The organism is Haladaptatus sp. CMSO5 (assembly GCF_036689885.1).
Lineage (GTDB): Archaea > Halobacteriota > Halobacteria > Halobacteriales > Halococcaceae > QDMS2.
Window position 1 is genome coordinate 233,129 of the sequence record NZ_JBAHVW010000001.1, and the last position, 22,125, is coordinate 255,253.

22 protein-coding genes, 1 tRNA gene and 1 pseudogene are annotated in these 22,125 nt (G+C 57.4%); 10 read left to right on the forward strand and 14 right to left on the reverse strand.

Annotated features, from left to right (window positions below; translation table 11 throughout):
- Positions 1-159: 159 nt before the first annotated feature.
- From V5N12_RS01205 to V5N12_RS01245, 9 genes are all read right to left on the reverse strand, one after another.
- Positions 160-1,062: a low temperature requirement protein A gene (locus V5N12_RS01205; RefSeq protein ID WP_332900060.1), complete on the reverse strand. Its 903-nt coding sequence runs from the start codon at positions 1,060-1,062 to the stop codon at positions 160-162.
- Positions 954-2,174 (reverse strand): RNA-guided endonuclease InsQ/TnpB family protein, encoded by a 1,221-nt coding sequence (locus V5N12_RS01210; protein ID WP_332897329.1) that lies wholly within the window; start codon positions 2,172-2,174, stop codon positions 954-956. Before V5N12_RS01210 ends, V5N12_RS01205 begins: the two co-directional genes overlap by 109 nt.
- On the reverse strand, positions 2,171-2,293 hold the full coding sequence (locus V5N12_RS01215) for a hypothetical protein (protein WP_332897330.1): 123 nt from the start codon (positions 2,291-2,293) through the stop codon (positions 2,171-2,173). Before V5N12_RS01215 ends, V5N12_RS01210 begins: the two co-directional genes overlap by 4 nt.
- Before the next feature lie 263 nt (positions 2,294-2,556).
- The gene (locus tag V5N12_RS01220) at positions 2,557-2,910 is read right to left on the reverse strand and encodes an SHOCT domain-containing protein (RefSeq protein ID WP_332897331.1); all 354 of its coding nucleotides are present in this window, start codon (positions 2,908-2,910) and stop codon (positions 2,557-2,559) included.
- A gap of 6 nt (positions 2,911-2,916) precedes the next feature.
- Positions 2,917-3,333 (reverse strand): DUF302 domain-containing protein, encoded by a 417-nt coding sequence (locus V5N12_RS01225; RefSeq protein ID WP_332897332.1) that lies wholly within the window; start codon positions 3,331-3,333, stop codon positions 2,917-2,919.
- A gap of 84 nt (positions 3,334-3,417) precedes the next feature.
- On the reverse strand, positions 3,418-3,768 hold the full coding sequence (locus V5N12_RS01230) for an SHOCT domain-containing protein (RefSeq protein WP_332897333.1): 351 nt from the start codon (positions 3,766-3,768) through the stop codon (positions 3,418-3,420).
- Between the two features lie 52 nt (positions 3,769-3,820).
- The gene (locus tag V5N12_RS01235; RefSeq protein ID WP_332897334.1) at positions 3,821-4,117 is read right to left on the reverse strand and encodes a hypothetical protein; all 297 of its coding nucleotides are present in this window, start codon (positions 4,115-4,117) and stop codon (positions 3,821-3,823) included.
- A gap of 482 nt (positions 4,118-4,599) precedes the next feature.
- The gene (locus tag V5N12_RS01240; protein ID WP_332897335.1) at positions 4,600-4,785 is read right to left on the reverse strand and encodes a hypothetical protein; all 186 of its coding nucleotides are present in this window, start codon (positions 4,783-4,785) and stop codon (positions 4,600-4,602) included.
- 204 nt (positions 4,786-4,989) lie between these two features.
- On the reverse strand, positions 4,990-5,580 hold the full coding sequence (locus V5N12_RS01245; RefSeq protein ID WP_332897336.1) for a helix-turn-helix transcriptional regulator: 591 nt from the start codon (positions 5,578-5,580) through the stop codon (positions 4,990-4,992).
- A 304-nt stretch (positions 5,581-5,884) separates the two neighbouring features.
- On the opposite strand from V5N12_RS01245, the gene V5N12_RS01250 reads away from it, so the two are divergent.
- The 4 genes from V5N12_RS01250 (at position 5,885) to V5N12_RS01265 (ending at position 10,004) form a co-directional block, all read left to right on the forward strand.
- The gene (locus V5N12_RS01250; protein ID WP_332897337.1) at positions 5,885-6,082 is read left to right on the forward strand and encodes a heavy-metal-associated domain-containing protein; all 198 of its coding nucleotides are present in this window, start codon (positions 5,885-5,887) and stop codon (positions 6,080-6,082) included.
- Positions 6,083-6,196: 114 nt separating this feature from the next.
- Entirely contained in the window at positions 6,197-8,410 is a 2,214-nt protein-coding gene (locus V5N12_RS01255) for a heavy metal translocating P-type ATPase (RefSeq protein WP_442904918.1), read from the forward strand.
- Positions 8,407-9,522, forward strand: coding sequence for a succinylglutamate desuccinylase/aspartoacylase family protein (locus tag V5N12_RS01260; RefSeq protein WP_332897338.1), 1,116 nt, complete (start codon positions 8,407-8,409; stop codon positions 9,520-9,522). Before V5N12_RS01255 ends, V5N12_RS01260 begins: the two co-directional genes overlap by 4 nt.
- A 56-nt stretch (positions 9,523-9,578) precedes the next feature.
- Complete coding sequence (locus V5N12_RS01265) at positions 9,579-10,004, forward strand: ribbon-helix-helix protein, CopG family (protein ID WP_332897339.1); 426 nt, start codon at positions 9,579-9,581, stop codon at positions 10,002-10,004.
- Positions 10,005-10,007: 3 nt separating this feature from the next.
- Here V5N12_RS01265 and V5N12_RS01270 read toward each other — a convergent pair whose 3' ends face one another.
- Positions 10,008-10,463: a DUF5814 domain-containing protein gene (locus V5N12_RS01270; RefSeq protein ID WP_332897340.1), complete on the reverse strand. Its 456-nt coding sequence runs from the start codon at positions 10,461-10,463 to the stop codon at positions 10,008-10,010.
- A 98-nt stretch (positions 10,464-10,561) separates the two neighbouring features.
- On the opposite strand from V5N12_RS01270, the gene V5N12_RS01275 reads away from it, so the two are divergent.
- Positions 10,562-10,634: transfer RNA gene (locus V5N12_RS01275), tRNA-His, on the forward strand.
- A 116-nt stretch (positions 10,635-10,750) separates the two neighbouring features.
- On the opposite strand, the gene V5N12_RS01280 is transcribed toward V5N12_RS01275, so the two are convergent.
- Positions 10,751-11,560 carry an HNH endonuclease gene (locus V5N12_RS01280; RefSeq protein WP_332897341.1) on the reverse strand — a complete coding sequence of 270 codons (810 nt, stop codon included), beginning with the start codon at positions 11,558-11,560 and terminating at the stop codon, positions 10,751-10,753.
- Positions 11,561-11,759: 199 nt separating this feature from the next.
- Between V5N12_RS01280 and V5N12_RS17110 the strand changes: the two are divergent.
- The 3 genes and pseudogenes from V5N12_RS17110 to V5N12_RS01290 form a co-directional block, all read left to right on the forward strand.
- Positions 11,760-11,898: pseudogene (locus tag V5N12_RS17110) on the forward strand (winged-helix domain-containing protein); the annotation flags it as partial.
- A 130-nt stretch (positions 11,899-12,028) separates the two neighbouring features.
- A complete protein-coding gene (locus tag V5N12_RS01285; RefSeq protein ID WP_332897342.1) occupies positions 12,029-13,696 on the forward strand; it encodes a CocE/NonD family hydrolase in 1,668 nt (555 codons plus the stop codon).
- Positions 13,697-14,491: 795 nt separating this feature from the next.
- The gene (locus V5N12_RS01290; RefSeq protein WP_332897343.1) at positions 14,492-15,013 is read left to right on the forward strand and encodes a DUF7342 family protein; all 522 of its coding nucleotides are present in this window, start codon (positions 14,492-14,494) and stop codon (positions 15,011-15,013) included.
- A gap of 1,959 nt (positions 15,014-16,972) precedes the next feature.
- Here the strand turns inward: V5N12_RS01290 and V5N12_RS01295 are convergent.
- Positions 16,973-17,527 carry a ferredoxin--NADP reductase gene (locus V5N12_RS01295; protein ID WP_332897344.1) on the reverse strand — a complete coding sequence of 185 codons (555 nt, stop codon included), beginning with the start codon at positions 17,525-17,527 and terminating at the stop codon, positions 16,973-16,975.
- A gap of 511 nt (positions 17,528-18,038) precedes the next feature.
- Here V5N12_RS01295 and V5N12_RS01300 point away from each other — a divergent pair.
- A complete protein-coding gene (locus V5N12_RS01300) occupies positions 18,039-18,647 on the forward strand; it encodes a dihydrofolate reductase family protein (RefSeq protein WP_332897345.1) in 609 nt (202 codons plus the stop codon).
- A 129-nt stretch (positions 18,648-18,776) separates the two neighbouring features.
- Here the strand turns inward: V5N12_RS01300 and V5N12_RS01305 are convergent, their stop codons facing one another.
- Both V5N12_RS01305 and V5N12_RS01310 read right to left on the reverse strand, forming a co-directional pair.
- Positions 18,777-19,943, reverse strand: coding sequence for a pyridoxal phosphate-dependent aminotransferase (locus V5N12_RS01305; protein WP_332897346.1), 1,167 nt, complete (start codon positions 19,941-19,943; stop codon positions 18,777-18,779).
- A 125-nt stretch (positions 19,944-20,068) separates the two neighbouring features.
- Entirely contained in the window at positions 20,069-21,319 is a 1,251-nt protein-coding gene (locus V5N12_RS01310; RefSeq protein ID WP_332897347.1) for a cation:proton antiporter, read from the reverse strand.
- 205 nt (positions 21,320-21,524) lie between these two features.
- On the opposite strand from V5N12_RS01310, the gene V5N12_RS01315 reads away from it, so the two are divergent.
- Positions 21,525-21,932 (forward strand): (R)-mandelonitrile lyase, encoded by a 408-nt coding sequence (locus V5N12_RS01315; RefSeq protein WP_332897348.1) that lies wholly within the window; start codon positions 21,525-21,527, stop codon positions 21,930-21,932.
- Positions 21,933-22,125 lie beyond the last annotated feature (193 nt).

Here is a 22,125-nt window from a genome sequence, read left to right on the forward strand (position 1 = left end):
TCGGTAGTTCTACTCACGTGATACGTTCGTTGTTCGAGACGCAACACGCGAGTCTTGTTTCGCAATAGTCTCCGAAGCGTGCTATTCGCTCTCAACTCCACTCTGCAGGTGGGCAACCTAACCGTTGTCCAACGGTAGCGCTGAATTCGTGAGCGCTGTTTACTTCTCGCTCGTTGAGCCGGTGATGAGTGACCAGCCACCTTCCACGATGTTGAGCGTCACCAGCAAGCTGGCCACAAGTCCGAGGAACACGACAGGCTCTATGGGTTGGTTCACGATGGACAGGGTGACGAGCGCCGCGACACCCAGCCGGAGAACCACCGACCGGTCTCTCACCGGGTCGAACGTCGTCCGATGGACGGCGATGGTCCCAAGGAGGTAGGTGACAACGCCGGCTACGAGCACCGCCGCGTGGTTCCAGTCAAGCGCATGTCCTGCCGCCGCGGCTTCGACGGTGAACGCGATGCCGATACCGGCAGCGACGATTCCAACATAGACCAAGTAGTGGCTCAGGACGTGTAGCAGCGAGTACTCGCGGACACGTGACCACGCCCCTTTGTCCTCGATGAACGCCCGGTGGAGGAACCATTCATCGACGTGACGGAAATAGGTCCACCACAAGGTCAAGACCACGATGAACCCAAATCCAGCGACGAGCCCGGAGCTGAATCCCCAGTCAGTACCCGAGGTTCCCACGGCGATCGCGATGACGGTCTCCCCCAAGACGAGGATGGTGAACAGGCCGAGCCGTTCGGAGTAGTGAGAGGTGGGTTTCGGTATGGCCTCACTCCCGACGTAAACGAGGGTGGTCGTCGCCAGACCGACCACGAAGGAGAGCCCCCAGATGACGAACCGCCAGGGCTCGGCAACGAGCAGCGATGATGCCCAGACCACGGCACTCGCCGATGTCGAGAGCACGACCGCCCTCGTGAACGGCCGTGAACTACCCCACCCTATCGCTCGCCTAACGGCTCGCGCATGAGGGTGGGGCTTCCTGTTTCCACGACGCGCTTTGCAGACACAACGGTGTCCACAGGGAGCGCAGTCTCCACAGGCGTTGATTCGGAGTGAACCACTCCTACTTCTGCAAGACCGCGAGAAAGGATGTTCCACGCCGCGTTCGCGTCTCTATCCGCCTCAAACCCGCAGGCAGGACAGGAGTGTTCACGGACCCACAGCGGTTTCTCGGTCGAGACACCGCAGGAGGCACACTCTTTGGTCGTCCCGCGCGGATTCACCGCGACAACGTGCGTTCCTTCGCGTTCGCACTTGTATTCGAGCATCCGTAGGAACGTCCCCCACGCCGCTCCCGCCCGGTTGCGGGAGTTGCCCGGCAGTTCGACCAAACCCTTCGCGTCCAAGTCCTCGACGGCCACGAGGTCGTACTCCCGAGCGTAGTAGTTCGAGAGTTTGTGGAGAAAGTCACGTCGTTTCTGTTTCAGGTCGACATGGCGTTCGGCCACCACTCGGCGCTGTTTCTCCCAATTCGCAGAGCCGTGTTCCTTCCGCGAAAGGTCGCATTGGGCGCGTTCAAGCCGCTCCCGCTCGTCGGACAGATCGAGCGATTCGACGGCGGTTCCGTCGGTGTCGTGGGCGTACTTGAGAATCCCCACGTCGATACCGACGCACTTCTCGAGATTCTCCGATTTCGCAGGCGGGTCGTCGGGGGTTTCGACGCCGAGGACAGCGTACCACTTGCCGGTGGGTTCCTGCTTGACCGTGACGGTCTTGACTTCGGCGTTGTCGGGGAGGTCGCGGTGGAAGGTGATGGGAATTTCTCCGAGTTTCGAGAGCCACAGTCGGGTCCGACCGCTCGTGTTCTTGAGCTTGAAGCCGGATTGACTGTAGGTGAAACTGCGGTACTCACCCGGTGCCTTCCACTTGAGCGTCCCGACGCGGTAGCCGTTCTCTTTCCGACCGCGAAGCGTTGAGAGGTTGTCGTACAACCGCTGAACGACTTTCTGAAGCACCTTCGAGTGAACGCCTTTCAGGTCGCTCCACCATTTCTTGAGACTCGGCAGGAGTTTCTGTTCGCTGTATGCTGAGGTGTCGTCGGAGCGGTTGAGCCGGTGGAGGAAGTGGTTGTAGACCTGCCTACAGGTATCGACAGTCCACGCTAACTGTTCTTCGAGGGCGTCTGACGGTCGGAGTCGATACCTGTAGTTGTAGTTCACGAGCGTTCTTTGATGAGTTCGTCAAGTTTCTCTTGGACGAACGAGGACAGACTCAGGTGGTTTTCCTGAATCCACTCCTCTTGGTCGTCGCGGATAGAGATGGTCTTGCGCGTTGCCACACCATAAGTTATGTAAACTGCGTACTAAACGGTTGCGATTGCGTGAGCCTGTGGACCGAGCGTCGAACGTGTTTGAGAGACGTGCGGCGCTGTATCCCCTCCCTACTCGCTCGCTTCGCTCGTTCGTTGAGGAAGGGGCCTTAGCGCCTCAATTCAGGTAATGGTCACCAGACAGGATAACTCCGTGGTACGATGACACCCGCGATGAGAAGACCGTGCGAGACGAATGCGCTGACACTCGTCTAGCCGAATTTATCTGTTTTTTATAACTCTTCGCGGCTGAGTTTCACGCGGCGCTCTTCGAACTCGTCGTCGGAGAGCTCGCCGCGTGCGTACGCCACGCGCAACTCCTCCATTGCGGGATTTCGAGACGCCTGCGATTCAGTTACGCGGCGGAAGACGAGGTAGCCCCCACCGAGCAGAACGAGGAGAAAGACCAGTGGGACGAACATCCCAACGAGTGGCCACCAGCCGCTGGTCGTCCCGTATCCGCCCATCATTCCACCGTAGCCCATCATCCCGCCGAATGCCAGCCCCATCATGAGCAAGGGCAGGACAATGATCGCCCCGAGGATGAGGAGGACGATGGTCGTGGTGTCGAGTCGGTTCGATGACATCGCTATTTACACCGCCGACGCGGATTCGAGTTCGTCAACGACACTGTCTAGGACGCGCTCGAACCGATCGTGAACTTCGGTCGCAATCGAGTCAAGCGCCTCGTTGTCAGCAATGCCAACCAGTTGTTGCGGATCGACCGCGCTCACCACGACCTCGCTATCGTCAGTTTCGTACACGATGACGTTGCAGGGGAGGAGTGCACCGAGTTCGATCTCTTCGGTTAGCCCCTCAAGCGCAAGCCCCGGATTGCACGCCCCGAGAATGCGGTACTGTCGAAATTCTTCGCCGAGTTTTGCTTCGAACGTTGCCTGCACGTCGATATCGCAGAGGACGCCGAATCCTTCGTCTTTGAGCGCGTCAATCGTCGTCTCGACTACTTGGTCGAACGCACCGGCCACGGACACCTGTATTGTGTACCCCACACAATACTCAACACGGTTGCGGGACTTAACTGTGGGGTTTCGACGAGGTTAGCCCGGATGGAATTCGAGACGACACCTGCGGGATTATTTAGCAGGTTCCAGCTGTGCACGCCGCCGTTCGAACTCATCGTCTGAGAGGTCACCGCGGGCGTAGCGTTCTCGAAGAATGGACAGCGGGTCTTCGCTGCGTCCAGCTTCTCGACGCTTCCCGAGCATGACGACGAGGGAGAGTGGAATTGCGAGCAACAGCCCAAGCCAGAGGAGTCCCCAGAGACCCATCGTCCCGCCGAAAACTCCCCAACCACCACCCATCATTCCACCCCCGGAGCTTCCGCCCATGGCAGCCGCCGTGCCAGTCGTCGCGACCAGTAGTGGGACGGCGAGCATCCCAAGTCGACGAGCCGTGCGTCCGATGTGAGCAGTGAGTTGCGTCATTAGTTTGTGTGAGTTGCAGTTTGGATTGAAACGAGCGAATCGAATTGAACGGTTAGCAGTGACCCTGTCCGTACATGCGGCCGTCGTGGCCGTTTTCAGTCATGCCCTGTGCCATCTCGTCGACGGACACACCCATGTGCGATTCCATCCACTGGATGGCACCAGGGCCCATGTGGTCGGTCATCTGCGCTTCCATCCAGGCCACCCAGCCGTCAGCAGTTGCGTCGGAGTGGGGTGCGTCGTCTGCAGCCGTGTCGTTGCCGTGTGCGCTGACCACGGGAGCGGCGAACGCGAGTCCGACGAGTGCGAGCGCCACGAGCAGCCAGCGGCCGAGTTTGAAGTTGGTCATTGTGTTTCTCCTCAAGTACTCGTAGGGCGACTCAGAGGTTATCACGATGGGTGTAAACCCACATAGGAAATCGTCCGAGAGCGTGTATAGACCGTTCTAATCGTTTTTCAGGAATAGAATCGTTCATGCCCACTGAAATCACCGGAGTTGACCTGAATCAGGCGTTACCGAGTGATTCGGCGCTTGAGAGTCGCCAGTAATCCGGGCTGCGTCCTCGATCTCTGCACTGAGTCGCTGCGGTGGGATTTCTCGGTTCCCGAGTCGTCGGCGTCGAGCCGCGCCGCTTCGTAGTCCGCGATCATGTGGGCGACGTGGCGATTACACATAGGAGTAGATACGACGTCCACCTACAAAACTGGTCGACTGGCCTTGTTGGAACTCTCAGCAGGTAAGATACGTTAGCGATGGTGCTGCATACAGGGCCATAATCAGCATGTTCAGTCGAAAGAAGCGTTCGGATTCGCGAACGTGAGGTCACTGGCCTACTGAGAACGAGAGGTGAGAAACTGCGGAAGGACAACACCAACACCGATCAGAACGAGAAAAGCGATGATGAAGGCAGTCTGTTCTCCGACATTAATGGATTCCAGAAGCACCTGTGCGAGATAGGCTATCGGGAGGGCGATAACGACAAAGAGTGCGGTTATCACAGTTTCACGCGAGACCATACCTACAGATAGCGAATAATTGCACTTGTATCTGTGGCCTGGTTGTCATCTAGACGGCTAGTTGGGTCCGACGCGACTCCGCCGCTCTAAGTGGCTCTTACTCGAAGTGAAAGCAGAGGCAAAGCTGCAGACACCCTCTGTATCTTGTCCGTTATTCAGGCCAATCATCGAGAGGCTCAACAGAGCCAGCAGACGACACTAAGGCTAGCGCCTGCTTTGCTGGAGGTCGTCGCTTGGATAAATACGATAGGTCCGCCCCTGGCGCTCGCGGTACAACAGTCCACGTTTCTCGAGGGCACTGACCGTTTGACTGACCTTGCTTTTCGAGAAGTCAGAGCGGTCGCGCAATGCAATCTGCGTAATGCCGGGCGAGGAGAGCACCGGTTCGAGGACACGGCGTTCGTCCTCCGGAAGGAGGTCTAAGATGCGAGCCTCTGGCTGTGATTCCGGATTGGTGAGCCCAGCTGGTTGAGTGTCCGTTTCCGATGAGTCGGCAATCGCAGAACTGGTTTGATTTGCTCTCGCAGTTTGTGAACGGTCGATTCTGTCTATACCAGTGAGGTCGTTGCGAACTGCGAGATATCCGCCGCCGATGACCGCCGAGACGAGGAGGGCCCCAAAGACGTACCAGAGCGGATTCGTGCCGTGAACCACTCCCATCGACGTGCCCATCATCGACCCCATCTCTTCGACCGCTCGTTGCTGCTGATACGCCTGCCAGCTAAGCGCACCACCGACGAGGAGAACGGCAGCGATGAGAAGTCCAACGACTGTGTCGGCACGGCGTCGGTTCATCCATCCCACCTCGATCTGCCGAGAGACTCGTTCATACCTACACGTTGGCGAGACAGCGGTGTAGCAGTTGTGATTGGGAGGGGCAATACTCATAGAGTTGGCCAGAGCAGTCCACACTCCCTTCAAGGGAAAGTCGGGGAGTGCCATCGCCCCATTCAACACGGGCTAAAGCAGCCCACCGTTCACACGCAGGCAGGCTAACGCACCACGGCTGGAATTGCTTCGATTTCAAAGCTAGTGTACCCTACAACCACGTATTCAAAGGGAAAACGCCGATAAAAGTGGGGCGCGTACGTATTCCTGTATGACGACGACCATCACCGTAGAGGGGATGTCCTGTGGCCACTGTGAACAGACCGTAACAGAAGCACTGCAAAGCGTCTCTGGCGTGACCGATGCCACTGCCGACCGTGAGACAGGGCAGGCAAGCGTCGATGGCGACGCCGACGTCTCAGCCCTCGTACAGGCCGTCGAGGACGCTGGCTACACTGCCCACGCCTGAGACCGCACAGAACGTTCGCGGACAATCACCCCGGTCGTTCTCTTTCGAATCACCTCAATCGTACAGTGTCAGGGTTCGGACAGAATAATGTGGAGCGGTACCAATACACAAGCTATGAGCAATCATCCAGATGACGAGCACTCCGGACAAGCGTCACACGAACACGGTACTCACGACTCGCCAGACGAGACCAGCACCAAGCCGGAACGAACGGACGACAATACGCACCACGCGCACGAAGCGCAGTCAGGGCACAGCCACACCGAGATTGAACACGGGAACACCGACGAAGTCGAGCACCCCCACGACGCACGCCACGGTGGGCACATTGACGAGGGGAGCCACACGGCGCACACAGATCACACCGGCCACGAACGGATGTTCCGCCGCCGATTCTGGGTGTCTCTCGTTCTCTCGATTCCAGTCATCTTCTTCAGCGAGTTCATTCAGGATGTCTTTGGCTACACGGCACCGATATTCCCGGGCAGCGTCTGGATCACGCCCGTCCTCTCTGTGATTATCTTCGCCTACGGTGGCGTGCCGTTCCTTTCGATGGCCCGGACGGAAGTCAAGAATCGTGAGCCGGGAATGATGCTGCTCATCTCGCTGGCCATCACCGTCGCGTTCGGCTACTCGCTCGCCAGCCTCGTCCTCCCGGGGACGACGCCCTTTTTCTGGGAACTCGTCACCCTCATCGACATCATGCTGCTTGGCCACTGGATGGAAATGCGCTCGGTTCGGCAAGCTTCCGGGGCGCTTGACGAACTGGCCAAACTCATGCCCGATACCGCAGAACGCCTCACCGAAAGTGGTGAGACAGAGGACGTTCCCGTTTCCGAACTGTCCACGGGCGATGTCGTCCTCGTCCGTCCCGGTGCCTCCGTTCCTGCGGACGGCGAGGTCGTGGACGGCGAGTCATCGGTAGACGAATCGATGATCACCGGCGAATCTCGGCCGGTTGACAAAGAACCTGGCGTAGAGGTCGTCGCTGGCACAGTCAACCAAGACGGCAGTCTCCGCGTTCGCGTGACGAAAACCGGTGACGAGACCGCCCTCGCGGGCATCATGCGTCTGGTCGACGAAGCGCAGCGATCAAAATCCCGAACCCAGTTGCTTGCCGACCGCGCAGCAGGCTGGCTGTTCTACATCGCACTCGCTGTCGCGGCCATTACGGCTGTCGCCTGGGTTCTCGCCACTGGGTTCAACCTCACCGTTCTCGAACGCGTCGTGACCGTCCTCGTCATCGCCTGTCCCCACGCACTCGGCCTGGCCGTCCCGCTCGTCGTTGCGATTAATACCTCCACCGCCGCCCAGAACGGGATGCTCATCCGCGACCGCATCGCCATGGAAGAGGCCCGGAATCTGGATACGGTCATGTTCGACAAAACGGGCACCCTCACGAAAGGCGAGCAGGGCGTCGTCGCCGTTGAGACGGCAGGCGACTGGGATGAACAGCGGGCGTTTGCAGTCGCCGCTGGCGTCGAAGGCGACTCAGAACACATGATTGCCCGCGCCATCCGAAACGCCGCCGCAGAACGTGAGGTCCAACGAGCCAACGTCTCGAACTTCGAAAACCTCCGCGGCCTCGGTGTCAAAGCGACCGTCGACGGTGAAACGGTCCATCTCGGCGGCCCAAATCTAATCGAAAAACTCGGCAGCAAGCGGTCCGCCGAAATCAGCGCATTTGCCAACGACGCTGGCTCGAACGCCCACACGGTCATCTATCTCATCCGCGAGGAGTCCGAGGTCGTAGCAGCGTTCGCGCTCGCGGACGTGATTCGCGAAGAGAGTCGGCAGGCCATCGAGGCGCTGCATGGAATGGGCATCGAGGTGGCGATGCTGACCGGTGACTCCGAAGCCGTCGCGAAAGCGGTTGCCGAGGAACTCGGCATCGACCAGTACTTCGCGGAAGTGCTGCCCGAGGAAAAGGACACGAAAGTAGCCCAACTCCAAGCCGAGGGGAAACTGGTTGCGATGGTCGGCGACGGCGTCAACGACGCGCCCGCGCTTACGCGAGCCGACGTTGGCATTGCCATCGGGTCGGGAACCGACGTTGCCATCGAATCGGGTGACATCATCCTCGTCGATAACAATCCGATGGACGTCGTTCGCCTCATTCGACTGTCGAAGGCGAGCTACCGGAAGATGCAAGAGAATCTCGTGTGGGCAACCGGCTACAACGTGTTCGCGCTCCCGCTCGCCGCCGGGATTCTCGCCCCTATCGGGATTTTACTGTCGCCAGCCATCGGCGCGGTGTTCATGTCGCTCTCGACCATCATCGTCGCCATCAACGCCCGGCGACTCAAGGGGGTCGACCTCACGGCATGACACCTAGTGCAGTTTCAGTCGGTGGACACACAATCGATGCAGGGGAAAAGCGAACATTTCGCTTCGCGTGTAGTGAGACGTATCACGACGACACGCTCGAAATTCCGGTGACGGTGATCAATGGCGAGTCCGAGGGTCCGCGCGTCTTCCTGACCGCAGCCGTCCACGGCGACGAACTCAACGGTGTGAAAATCATCCAAGAAGTCGCAGACCGGTACGAGCCGGCAGACATTCACGGGGCGCTTGTCTGTCTCCACGTACTGAACGTCCCCGGCTTTCTCGCCCAGCAGCGCTACATCCCCATCTACGACGAAGACCTCAATCGCTCGTTCCCCGGTAACGCCCAAGGGACGATGGCAAAGCGGCTCGCAAATACGATTTACGAGGAGTTCATCTCGACGTGCGATCTCGGGCTTGACTTCCACACCTCGACGCGCAACCGCACGACGATGTACCACGTCCGTGCAGATATGCATGACCCGGCCGTCGAACGTCTTGCCCGGGCGTTCGGCACGAGCATAATTCTCGACGGCAAAGGGTCTCGAGGGACGCTCCGACGCGTGGCCTGCAATGCCGGAATCCCGACTGTCACCGTCGAGATGGGGCGCTCACACCGTTTCCAAACAGCGCATCTCGACCGGGCACTCCACTGCATCGCGAGCGTCCTCGCCGAATACGAGGTCTTACCGGACAGACCGGTCTCCTGGCCCGGTTGGACCCGCGTGGTCGCCCGAAATAGTGAGAAAACGTGGCTCCGCGCCGAAACCGGCGGCCTCGTCGAAATGGAGTGGGGGCCACACCCGCTCGTCGAGAAGGGTGCACCACTATTTTCAATCTCTGATCACTTCAAGCAGAGCGTCGAGACGATTCGTGCGCCATCGACCGGGCTCGTCGTTGGCGTCCTCGAAAATGCGGTCGCGTACCCGGGCCACCCGCTGTGTCACTTCGTGAGCGTCGACGAGGAAACCGCCGACATCATCCGCGACGATATCGAACGAGGCGTGTTCGACATCTACCGAGAAGGCGGCTTCCAGTGGCCCGAACCACACTGGTACGCAGAACACGGCAAGCAACCGACCACTGAACACACTAGTGAGACCCCTAGCTCGTGACGGTTGTGTGACCGTCTGACAAATAGTTAAATAGTCTGGACGTTGACCTTCGGTCAATGGGCAACAAGAACAAAACCATCTCGTTTCGCGTCAACGAAGACGCCTTCGAGACGCTTCGGGAGATAGCCGAAGAGCGCGATATCTCGTTGTCTGCGGTGTTTCGCGACTACGTCCAGACGCTCGTCGCCCACGACGGACAGGTGCGCGTCGTCCCCGAACACGAACTCGTAGACAAGACCTCAGACAAAACGACGTTCCCCCCACGCGTCGAAGTGCCAAAGAGCCTCATCCACGACCACGAACGCCTCGAACTGGAGAACAAGCACCTGCGCGACCAACTCGACGACTACAAGCAGTACATCACGCAGCTCCACCAGAAAATCGACGAACTCAACCAGGAGGACGATGAGGAAGTCATCCTCCTCGACGACTTAGACGACGACTTAGAGCACGACCACGGCGAGACGTTCCGCCTCAGCTAATCACTACCGCGACAAGTCGCGCTTTGCCTGACTGAGTTTTGTTTCCATCTCCCGGTTATTCTCAACCCCTGCGAGTTCCTCGGCCGCTTCGAGCGTCCGCACCGAGTCATCCAGAAACGAGAGGATGTCGCCCGCATAGGCGTAGAGCATGTAATCGTCACCCATCACGTCCACAATCGAATCCGGGCCAAGCCCTTGCGCCCGCAGTTCGAGCAAATACGAGATGAACTTGCGCTCAGGATGCCCACAGTACGGATTCGTCTCACAGCCACAATCCAAGAAATCTTCGGCGAAGTCGAGGACGCGCTCCTGGGTCGCATCATCGAGCTTCATGAGCCCCTCGCCCTGGAAGAGAATGTCGAGGGTCGCACCGCTAAACGCGCTCTTTGGGATGTTCGTTCCCAGTTGGGAGGCAATCTGGCGGTGGTTCTTCAGATAGATTTTGTCCGTGATGGCCACGCGTAGTCAGCCGTAGGCGGTTCGAGGCAAAAAGCCACACGGAGTCCGCCCGGAGTCGTAACGTATTTTAGCAAACCAGAATTAGAAAGAGATGCGTGTCCGGGTTGGGGTAGTGGACTATCCTTCAGCCTTGTGGAGGCTGAGACGCGGGTTCGATTCTCGCACCTGGACCTGTCAGCTTTTTGATACAAACTAAGAAGAAGAGAAGAGCGCTACGTCATGCGATTTTCACTCAATCACACTCCGATTAACCTGAAAAGATACGCTGACATATATTAGGTATTAATTCACACACTTCCTTGGAGTGAGCGGAGATTTTCCCGCGAAATATGCCCAAAATCGGCTTTGCGATGGCATGACGGACACAGTGAAATCACGTTATCGAGAGTGTGAGCGTCAGCTCTGGAGTGGTCTTCAGATTCAACGAACCACCTAACAGGGACAATGTGATGCACGTCGGGGTTTCTCCCGAGTTCACCTTTCCCAGTCCCGCAGTGTTTACATTCACTGTCATCCCGTTCGAGTGCCTGCTTCCGAACACGATTCCACCCTGTTCCGTAGTTCCCGAGTGAACCACCGTTCCAGTTTGGGTGTCCCTCACCGCGAAAGGATTGAGAAAGCCACTGACGTCTACACTCCTCACTACAAACGACGACCTCGCCGATGTTACTTGGGTATCGTTCGACTGTCTCAGTACAAACGTCACAGGAGACCGTGCGCTTTCCACCGGTCCAGCGAGGATTTTCAGAACCGCTCAGTGAGGGTGTCGTCTGCCACGAACCGTTTTGAACACAGTCGGGACAGTACAGGCCCCTCTTCATGGAAGGGTAGTAGGTGAATGCAGCATCGCAGAGACGGCAGGTGGCCTCCGATTTCCCGCCTTTGTAATTCGGATTGTTTTCACCTGCGAAGGAAACGCCCTCGTCGTGGCACGCTTTCGAGCAGTATGCTTTCTCGTAGGGAGAATGAAAATCGGTTCCGCAGTGCTTGCAGGTGTTGTTCGGCAGTTTTTCTCCATGGCTTAGTGCATGATGTGCTTTCATACCACGGGAGGTAGAGAACATGCGACCGCAAGTGGGACACGGTGTGTCCGTCATTGCGAGCGTCTCCAGGTTTGGTGGTTGTTCGTAGTTGGTACTCTAGTTCGTTTGTCGTTTGTTACTTCCATCAGGAATCAACAGGCTCGAGTCAACGCGCCTGCACCCCTTGCAGGCGCGTGAAAAACTGGCTCAGAACAAGCACCCGTTCTCCCCCAGCCAAGCGAGGTTCACTCCTGTTGTTTTCTCGCTTAGGTGAATGTCATTGAACGAGGGATTGATTCTGGATTTTCTCGTTGAGCTGGACTTAGAACTCTCCAGAGGCACTTTACCTGAATTTGAACCGCCACAGCCACGAGATTGGCTATTCAACTGTTCGGCTCCGGTTGAGCGAGTTGTAGAAACACGGCCCTTCACACGGCGTCTCGTTGAGAGACGCACCATCACATCCTGCTACTCAAAACCGTTCCTTTGGTTCCAGGGACATTTGGGCAGAAATCTTATGCGTCGCACTGTGGGAGTGTGATTGTGACACAGAACCTCACACGACGACGCGCCCTCTCCAGGCTGGCCGCGATGGGTCTGGTGGCGGCTGGCGTGAGCGTCACCGACGCGGGTACGGTCGCCGCAGACGCATCGTACACGCGAACCGACTTCACCACCGCATCCTGGGACGGTACCGACCTCGTCGGGTCGCTCTACGTCCCCGATTCGGACGGTCCCCACCCTGTCGTCCTCGGGACGCACGGGTGGGGCGGCGACCACGGGAGTCCTGCCGTCGCACGACGGGCTGACGTGTTCGCGAGGAACGACTACGTCTTCTGTGCGTACGACTCACGCGGATTCGGCGAATCGGGTGGCGAGGTCGGCGTAGATGGCCCGAACGAAGTCGCCGACGCGCTTACCTTGCTCGACCAGCTCGCACAGGGTGACGTGGGCGGTGTCTCGGTCGACGTCGAACGCTCCACGAACGGCCCGGTCTGTGCGATGGACGGACTCTCATATGCCGGTGGCATCCAGCTCAACACGATGGCTGTCTCGTCTCCCGACGCAGCCGACGTGTTACTTCCCGATTCGGCTACGTTCGACACCATCGACTTCACCGAAGGGAGTCCGCTCGACGCCGCCGTCCCGCGCTGGGCGTGGCACGACCTCCGGTTCTCGCTCGCACCGCGTGGCGTCGTGAAGGTTGGATGGGACTCACTGTTACTGGCGACGGGTATTGCCGGCGCTCGGGGGCTCACCTCCGGTGACGGCCAACCGTCGATATACGACTTGGAGTACGGCGTCACCGAGGAGGTGCCCGATGCGTTCGTCACGTCGACTGCACAGAACGAATTCGACAGTGAGTCAGCGGCGTTCTATGCGTCCCGTTCGCCGGTATCGAAGACGGCCCTGCTCGAGACGCCGACGCTGCTCATCTCGTCGTGGACCGATACGTTGTTCATCACGAACGAAGCGATCTGGAACTACCACGCGATCCGCGACAACGGCGTGGAATCGAAGTTGGTGCTGTTCCGCGGTGGACACACGTTCGAGGAGACCGCCGATTCGGAGATGAACGCACGGCTCGACTCCCGGGCACTCGAGTTCATCGATGCGCATCTCCGGCGCGACGAGGAGTCTGGCTTCCCGCAGGTGGAGTACTACGAGACCCAGCGTGACACGTGGTCGACGACGAACGACATCGACCCACGGAACACCAAGGAGTGGACCGTGACGTTCTCGGACGCAAAGCTCGACGACCAGACGGTGGTGTACAACAGTATCGCCCCCAGCTCGACGAGTCAATTGACGAGCGAGGAGGAAGATCTCCTCGACGGTGTGACGGCTGTCCACTTCGACTATCTCGTCACAGAGGCCCGTGAACTCCTCGGCGCACCCACCCTCGAACTTGACCTCGAGCCGCTCGGGACCGATCCGCGGCTGTTCGTGAAGGTGTACCACCGCACAGCTGGCGGCGAGACACTCATCCACGACCAAGTCACTCCGGTTCACCAGACCGGCGATGAACGGCGAACAGTCGAGGTGGAGATGACGGCTCTCCAGCGCCGCCTCGCCGTCGGTGACACGCTCCGGGTGACGGTCGCTGCGACCGATGCCGGGTTCTACTCCTCGCGGACGGCCGCCGGGGCACGAATCTACCACGGGAGCGACGACGACTCGCGAGTGACGTTCCCGGTGCAGCCGAGCTGACCTCGGCCCACGACGTTTCGTGCAGACCCGCGACAATGCTTAGCAGATGGAGCGCGCTGTCGCGACCGTCGGCGAACACCCACAGAATCGTTTACAGAGGCCAGGCTGTGAGATTCTATCTCCGACGTTTTCTGACGATTTGACTCGAGACGCGAGTGAGCGGACTATCAGACAAGTTGGGTTGTAGATGGCTGACGACGACGCTGGCACCCACTGTCTTTTCGAAAATCGGAGGCTGGCGATGCCTACTCAGATAATAGGAGCCAGAATATTAGAGTTTGAACTATAATAGTTTGAACTCTAACTTTGAAGTCAAGATGCATCTCCCGAGATAACTGGGAGCGTGGACCGAAATCCAAAAATCGGACGACGGAACTCAATCGGTTCTAGACCCACCCCATGTGACCATTGTATCGTCTTCTGGGTCATGCAAGAGGATTAGAGATACTGAAGTTCCACCATGAAATGACGAGTACGTAAATCACCACCAGCTATCCAATTCGAAAATAGTATGGGCAGAACCTCAACCTATTTGCGTTTGATTTGACCGGAGGGGTTGTAGAGTGTGTGGATTCATTTTCGGATGTTGTACATTACGGGTCGCTTCTCAGCATTGTCATCGGGATTTCTGGCATTGCGATAATTTTCCTCAAAAACTACATTGAGTAATCTTGATTGAGGTCTCAGGGATATAGCCGACTGAAAAACGCTAGCCAATCACTATCAGAGAGTCAGTGGCCACATACATATTTCTAACCCACTGGATATATAGTAGGAGAGGGCGTACTTCCGAATATGCCTGACGATAGCCACGAGACCACCTATCCACAGACTTCAATGACGCGAGGTGAGCGGATTCGTGCCGCTGCACGGACGCTTCGAACCCCCCGCACTGCCTCATGGGTTGCCACAGAAACGGAAGTCTCGGTCAAAACAGCGCAAAAATACCTCGACCAACTTGTTGAGGACAACGTTCTACGAACGATAAAACAAGGTGACCAAACGCTCTACTGTGTCGATCAGCTCATGGCAACCTATCGTGAAATCGCCACACTTCAACGAGAGCAGAGTCGTGAGGAACTGACGAGGGCACTTGAATCGATGCGTGCCAAAATCACCGACTGGAAAGAATCCTACAACGTTGAGACACCTGGCGAACTTCGAGCGAGTATCGCAGATGTTTCCGATGCCGATGAGAGCAGGATGCGGCGCGAAACCGCAAGCGAGTGGGAGCACCTCGCTGACCGCATCCCGGTCGTTCGGGCGGCACTCAACGAATACGACTGGGCGACAGACCGGGACGCCATCCCTGTGTGAGTAGATGGGCCTTTCAGGAACAACCGACAGCTCGGTCTATGAAGGGCTCAGGGATGTCCTCCAGCGGCATCCTGCAATCACGTCAGTCGGATAGGAGCCAGATAGTATCGTCAAGAAATTTATCCGAGCACAAATCGACCCAACCCGTGTTGTGCCGATGACTGGTCCTGAATCACCGCTGCTTGACGTCGAATGGCGATTTTTCCGTGATACACAGCACTTCCGAGTCCACTACGCAGATCCGAACACTGGATTCAACTGTGGATGGCATTGCGATGACGATCATCCTGAACTGGGACAAGTGCACTTCCAGTATAAAAATCCAGAAACGGGAGAGATGAGCTATGAGCGGGCGACGTTCAAGAAATCTGTTCCAACAGAGATACTCTGGGTTGTGCTCGTCCAACTGTTCCAAGATCAAATCCCTCGTCTTACAGGGAAGTACCAAGAGGATTTCTCTGAAGAACTACGTTAGAGTCACACTGCACTCGAAGATAGCGCGTGAGTCAGACGGGGTTTCATAATCGGATTCGTCGCCAGAGCCGCTTCGAGAGTCGTTCTAGACGGGTTTGAATCACGCATCGAGCGTTCAAAATCGGAGTATTTTCCCGCAAGAGATGGGAGAGCCGAGATTCGAGACGTAACTATGAACGGAGTGTGGGAGACAGAAGAAACCTGAAATTGAGGGTTTTCAGGCCACAAGACACCTGAGTAGGGATATGGTAGTACTCAGACGCAACAAAGATGCACTGCGAAGAGATTCCCCAGCCGGAAATCGACGAAATTCACACTTGAAAACCGCCTCGACACGCCGTCTAATGAGTATTCAGCCTGAGCCGCAACTCACTTTTGGACAGGAAAACCACCAGACGTAAACCGATTATGAAAAATTGAGCGGGAAGCCTAACGGATGAGTACAGACCTAATCACAGCAAAACCGCCGTTATAGACCCCACATATACTGATTTCGAGTATACAAGCCACATCCATTATCACGGTATATCTTACTAGCTCCCATTACCACAAACCACACTGCCCTCTACCGGGGAAAACGACCGATTTTGAACATGCAATGAAGCCCTGAGCAACGACTAGCGAACGCACAACCCGATTCTGACGGGTATCACTGATTCTGAAATCGAATCGTCCATCCGTCCAAAGTACGCCAGAAACAGGGCAACCAAACGCTGTTGAGACAAACCTACTCCTCAAATTTCCACAATCGGTTTCCCTCTGGTGGTTTCCCAACTTCGAGCGGAATCACCGAACGTGGAGAGTCCGCAAAACCACCATCCCGTAAAGCCGTTTCACGGGTGTTGAGTCAGTCGCTTTCGGGAGTTTTCAACCTCACAATCGGCGAAGAATCCGGAAGGGAAGAAGTCACAGAGTGAGTGAGCCGAGTGTGGAGGAAAGAGCGTGGAATTGCTGAGGAGGAAGGTATAACCCTAAATATGCTATAGAGCCGTCGAAACCCGAGAATTCGAGTGATCATCCGAGTGTGGAAATGAGGTGTGACCACTCACTTGTAGCCGTCAAACGTACGTTTGAAGTTCCACAATCGGTTTCAGTCGTGCGGTTTTGGGAAATAGCGTCGAATGAGGGGGTAGCGTGTCTGTGACGTGGAGCGTTGTATCATCCCTCAAACCCTGAAATACACCACCTGAACACCTCTATCGTCAAAATTCGAAATATCGAGTTCTCCACTTCTCTCGCAACAATAGGTTCCACACTCAGACCAAAACGCCAACCACACACCTTCTAGCGGGGTTTCAGGCCGATTGTGGAACTCGCCTCGCTGGTCGAGCGGTCCGCACTGGCGCGTTGGGCCGTGTTAGGGGCTTGAAACCGAGTGTGAGAATCGGTACTCGTTCTCCGACAGAGAACCGGTCTGTGTATCGCTCCCGAAACGGTCGTTGAGTGGGTTTTCGAGCTCGCCGTGGGTGGTGTGAATGCAATTACTCAGCCGGTATAGCCCCAGAACTGCTCGTACATGATTCGCTCGGGAGGGACGCCCATCAATTGAAGGATATCCCACAGTCCGCGAACCATCTCAGGAGTGCCACAAAGATAGAAGATAGGAGTCTCTAGTTCGCTCGCAACTGCTTCGACGAGAGACCTATCGACACGCCCCCTGCGACCCGTCCACTCGCTCGCTTCGGGTTCGCGGGTGAGTGTGTGAATCACTTCGAACTGTGGGTTTGACTCGACCAGTGTATCCAGTTCGTCTCGGTAGGCGATTTCATCCGCGGTCCGATTGCTGTAGATGAGCCGGATGGGAATGTCGAGTTGTGTGTCGGTCGCATACTCGGCCATGCCTTTGAGTGGCGTGATGCCGATGCCACCGGCGATGAGGACGGTGTCTCGCTCCGGGTTCAAAATGAAGTGGCCACGAGGACCTTCGACAAGAACCTCGTCTCCGGGTCCGAGGTTCACGAACGCTTGCTTGAAAGCACTCGCTGAAACACGGACGCCGTATTCGAGGTAGTCTCGGGTTGGCGAACTGGCCAGCGACATGGGTCGAGAGTCATCGAATCGCCCTGAGTCTGTAGACGTGTTGAGCGAGAGTCTCGTGAACTGAACCGGTTCGTACACGAATTGGGGATGGCGGCTAGTGCGGATGTGGTGGCTCGTCGGTGTCAATGGTCGAGATTCGAGGACCTCGGCCACGAACGCAAACCCGTGCTCTGATTGTCGAAGTGAGCTGTCGTCGTTCATTACGCTAGAATAGCGCACCGATGACGAAGGACTTGTCTCGGACAGCGGCGGGAAGTCTCCTGGCCGGCGAATGCGAGAGATGAACCCCAGGAGACGAGAATGGAGGCTGTAAGCATTCAGACTCCGCAAGCACGTTCGGGAATAAAACGCCAGGAGATTCACCGTTGGTTCGAGCGAGACGGCCGAATGGCCGCTTTCGGGATGACGGACAGTGGGACCGTGAGTCGAGGGAGGGGACGGAGATATCGCGCTGTTGCAGACACCCTCCCGCAAACGTACAAGCCACGATACGGCGTAAGCATCGGTACTAATGGCAGACGATACGCCAACTCGAACCCTGTTCGCAACCCACTTTATGACGCTTGATGGGGTTGTCGAGAACCCCTCGTGGTCAGCCCCGTTCTGGAACGACGAGATTGCGGCTTTCAAGCAGGAAGAAACGGATCGAACCGACGCCCTGCTGTTGGGTCGAGTGACCTACGAGCAATTCGCAGATGCGTGGCCAACGAGCCCGGATCCGGGTGCAGCGTTCTTTAACCCGGTGAAAAAATACGTCGTTTCGACCACCCGCACCGAGGATATCTGGGAGAATGCGACGTTCATCGGTGATGATGTCCGTGAGACAATCAGCAACCTCAAGGAAGACGGGGGCGGTGACCTGGCGGTTCACGGCAGTATCTCGCTTACGAAGTGGCTCCTCAAGGAGGGTCTCATCGATGAGTTACGGCGCCTCGTCTATCCGGTCGTGCAAGGGAGCGGTAGGCGATTATTCGACGACGTGCCACAGGCTGCGTTTGTCCTCGAACGCAGCGATACCACCAGCAACGGCGTCCTGGCGCTCGTCTACCGACCCAAGAACGAGCGCAGGTCGGCAGAGTCCAATGAAGAATCCAGTGGGACAGACTCGGTTCGCAGATAGCGCTTCAGGCTGGCCTCCCGCGTGTTTCCACGTTGCGAGTGACACAGATCGAACGGCTGTTTCAGTAGGGAAGGTATCGAACCAAGCGGAGTTCAACTACCGCAGTCACAGGCGTGCGCGAAGCGTAAATCAGACCTCTGTCTCAACCATCCGCTCGAAGCGGTCGAGTCCGAGTTCGATGCGTTCGAGGTCGTTCGCGAAACTGAAACGGAGGTATCCTTCTCCGGCGTCGCCGAATGCGCTTCCAGGCGCAGCGACCACGTCGTATTCGAAGAGCAGTCGCTCTGCGACTTCGAGGCTTGACCCCGGAAGCGCGCTCACGTCGACGAACGCGTAGAAGGCGCCTTCGGGTGGCGTCATCGAAACGGTGGGATATTCGTGAATCCGCTCGACGACTGCGTCGCGCCGCCGTTCGAAGGCAGCCTTCATCTCACGAACCGGCCCATCAGGACCGGTGAGCGCGGCGAGCGCAGCGTACTGGGCAGGTGTGTTCACACACGAGGTGGTACTCTCGTGGATCTTCGTTGCGGCCGCGGTCACGGGTTCGGGGCCGCTCAACCACCCGACACGCCACCCCGTCATCGCGTACGTCTTCGAGCAGGAGTCGATGGTCACGACCCGTTCCGGATACTTCGTAATGGCGGCGAGACTCGGCTGAGAACGCTCGTAGGTGAGTTCATGATACACCTCGTCGGCGATGACGTAGGCATCGTGGCTGACGGCCGCCTCGACGACACGCTCCATCGCCGAGACATCGAATACCCGACCGGTCGGGTTCGACGGCGAAGTTAGGACGACAGCGCCGGTTCGGTCGGTGATGGCGTCGATGACTCGATCAGCGTCGAACGCGAAGCCGTCGCCGGAAGCCAATGGGACCTCGACTGGGACGGCGTTCGCCAACCGCGCCTGTGAGAGGGGGTTCGGCCACGCTGGCGTGGGCACGACAACTTCGTCACCAGGGTCGGTTACTGTCAACAGCGTCAGGTAGAGTGCCTCCACGCCGCCGGTGGTCACGACCACGCGGTCGGGCTCTGCGTCGATGTCGCGACTGCGGAGTCCATCGGCGATTGCCTGTCTGAGCGCCCCGATACCGGCGTTGGGCGTGTAGTTCGTCCGACCCTCGCGTGCCGCCGTCACTGCTGCGTCGACGACGTGCGCCGGCGTGGGAAAATCCGGTTCTCCGACTTCGAGGTGGACGAGATCGTCAGCGTCGTGTTCATCTGCTAAGTCGAACAGTCGACGGATCTGTTGGGGCTCAATCTGTGCGACTCGATTCGACACGCCACGATCGGTCATTTGTCATACTGTGTGAACCAGTGTCTTGTCTATTCGGATATCCAGCAACCCGTGACTGAGAAGCCCTGTGTTTTTCCGCTCGCTCGTTGAGGAAGGGGCCTTAGCGCCACACTTCAGGTAATCCGTTACGTCTTCAGGGGACGCGAATCATCAGAAAGACGTGATAATGCACGCCGGAGAAGCGGAGGCGTCATGATCGAAGTGACAATAGCAACGAGAACAATAACAGTATAGAGTGTTGGTGTAAGGACTCCGATGGCTAATCCGACGGCAGCAACGACGATCTCCATTGCTCCGCGAGCATTGAGCCCAATTGCGATACAGAGCGTTTCCGCCCGAGAAAGATCTGTAACCATCGCTCCAAGCGCGACACCCAGAAATTTTCCGAATACGGCGACGACAAGTGTGAGCGCTGCGAGAAGCAGCGTCTCCGGCACGAATAATTCACGTAGCGTCGCCTGTAACCCCGCTGTCGCAAAGAAGATGGGTGCGAACAAGCCGAGCGTCACCATCTGAAACACTCTCGAAGTCTCTGCGTCCAACCGGTCTTTGACGAGGAGTCCGGCGAGGAATGCGCCAAGAACGGGTTCCAGGCCAACGCTGAGAGCCGACCAGGACAACGCGAATCCGAAGACGAGGACCATAGAGAATCCCGTCAATACGGGTGAGCGTGCATGAGCGGACACCACGAAGAGCCTGTTGACGATGCGAGGGCCGAGGACAGCGGCAGCCACGACGAATGCGACGAGGACAACAACTGTTCGAGAAAGTTGGGCGGTGTCGAAATGTCCTACTCGAGCGATGTCTGAGACCACCGTGAGCGCGATCCAGCCGGCGGCATCGATAATGACTGCGGCAGTCACGGTAAGCTGCCCGACCGTTCGATCCATCGCATCAAGGTCGATGAGTACACGTGTCGCGACGGGAACAGCCGAGATGCTGAGCGCTGTTGCAAGAAATAACGCGAGTGAAAAGCGGTGCTCTGCAGCAACGAGATAGGTTTCAGGCAGAAACCAACCGAGAGCGAATCCCAGAAGAAAGGGGACAAGAGAGGCTCCCGCGGCAAGAGCGATTGTCGGCCGCACGTACCGGCGTATCACTGACACGTCGATTTCTGTCCCGGCCAATACGAGAAGGAGGATGAGGCCAATAGAGGCAAGTGCAGACAGGCCTTCTGAAATCGGCACCACAATGGAGGTTACCGAGGGGAAGAGGAGTCCGAGGACAGAGGGACCCAACACCAACCCCGTGAGGAGCTCCCCCACGACTGGTGCGAACCCGAGCCGGTCGGCTGCGATTCCAAGCGCGTGTGCAGTGACGAGCAGGAGAGTGACACCGGAGAGAAAAAGGTAGAGTGTACTCATCTCGCTGGCCATAGGACTAGTAACCGAGTATGAGTGAAATCACTTCGCTCCGACCTGCCAGCTGAATCCAGTGGTGTCCATAACACATACTGGAGCGTCTCCTGTACGATATCGATGCAAGAGTTCTCGTGTCCGACTCGCCGAGCACATACACGTCCTTTTGAGACAGCATCGAAACTAAGACGGACAGCGTTCAAATTCAGAACAGGTTCAATCTATGGATATCACCAGAAGCTGTTCACAACATTCGAAAGTTGCACCGGACGACTACTTCACTGGCGACGTTCGGTTTGACTCGCTATTTGACCCACAGGACGAAGCCCGCGCGGCCGCAGCGAGCGTCACCTTTGAGCCGGGTGCTCGCACTGCGTGGCACACCCATCCGCTGGGACAGCGACTCGTCATCACGAACGGGTGCGGGCTCGTCCAGCGCGAAGGCGGCGAAATCAGGCAAGTCCGTGCAGGCGACGTCGTCTGGTTCCCGCCGGGCGAAAAGCACTGGCACGGCGCGAAACCGGAGAAAGCAATGACCCACATCGCCATCCACGAGGAACTCGATGGGGAGGTCGTCAATTGGCTCGAGCACGTCACCGACGAGGAGTACGACCCAGCGGCAGATAGCTAATACAACTACCACAGCTAGACTGTCGTGCGGTTTTGGAAAATACGTACGAGTGGCAGCCGACATTGTGTGGCTCAGCATACCTGTCGGCTCATATCTTGTCCAGAGAAATCCTTCCAGACGCCCGTTATCGACAATATTCGAGTTTCACATCGGTTCACTCACCCTCGGATTCAGCCTTCCACACGCACCACCA

Excerpts from the sequence above, each read along its gene's own strand:
- V5N12_RS01220 (WP_332897331.1), bottom strand. The coding sequence starts at position 2,910 with ATGTCATCGAACCGACTCGACACCACGACCATCGTCCTCCTCATCCTC.
- V5N12_RS01230 (WP_332897333.1), bottom strand. The coding sequence starts at position 3,768 with ATGACGCAACTCACTGCTCACATCGGACGCACGGCTCGTCGACTTGGG.
- V5N12_RS01235 (WP_332897334.1), bottom strand. The coding sequence starts at position 4,117 with ATGACCAACTTCAAACTCGGCCGCTGGCTGCTCGTGGCGCTCGCACTC.
- V5N12_RS01240 (WP_332897335.1), bottom strand. The coding sequence starts at position 4,785 with ATGGTCTCGCGTGAAACTGTGATAACCGCACTCTTTGTCGTTATCGCC.
- V5N12_RS01245 (WP_332897336.1), bottom strand. The coding sequence starts at position 5,580 with ATGAACCGACGCCGTGCCGACACAGTCGTTGGACTTCTCATCGCTGCC.
- V5N12_RS01250 (WP_332897337.1), top strand. The coding sequence starts at position 5,885 with ATGACGACGACCATCACCGTAGAGGGGATGTCCTGTGGCCACTGTGAA.
- V5N12_RS01255 (WP_442904918.1), top strand. The coding sequence starts at position 6,197 with ATGAGCAATCATCCAGATGACGAGCACTCCGGACAAGCGTCACACGAA.
- V5N12_RS01260 (WP_332897338.1), top strand. The coding sequence starts at position 8,407 with ATGACACCTAGTGCAGTTTCAGTCGGTGGACACACAATCGATGCAGGG.
- V5N12_RS01265 (WP_332897339.1), top strand. The coding sequence starts at position 9,579 with ATGGGCAACAAGAACAAAACCATCTCGTTTCGCGTCAACGAAGACGCC.
- V5N12_RS01280 (WP_332897341.1), bottom strand. The coding sequence starts at position 11,560 with ATGACGGACACACCGTGTCCCACTTGCGGTCGCATGTTCTCTACCTCC.
- V5N12_RS01290 (WP_332897343.1), top strand. The coding sequence starts at position 14,492 with ATGCCTGACGATAGCCACGAGACCACCTATCCACAGACTTCAATGACG.
- V5N12_RS01295 (WP_332897344.1), bottom strand. The coding sequence starts at position 17,527 with ATGTCGCTGGCCAGTTCGCCAACCCGAGACTACCTCGAATACGGCGTC.
- V5N12_RS01300 (WP_332897345.1), top strand. The coding sequence starts at position 18,039 with ATGGCAGACGATACGCCAACTCGAACCCTGTTCGCAACCCACTTTATG.
- V5N12_RS01305 (WP_332897346.1), bottom strand. The coding sequence starts at position 19,943 with ATGACCGATCGTGGCGTGTCGAATCGAGTCGCACAGATTGAGCCCCAA.
- V5N12_RS01310 (WP_332897347.1), bottom strand. The coding sequence starts at position 21,319 with ATGGCCAGCGAGATGAGTACACTCTACCTTTTTCTCTCCGGTGTCACT.
- V5N12_RS01315 (WP_332897348.1), top strand. The coding sequence starts at position 21,525 with ATGGATATCACCAGAAGCTGTTCACAACATTCGAAAGTTGCACCGGAC.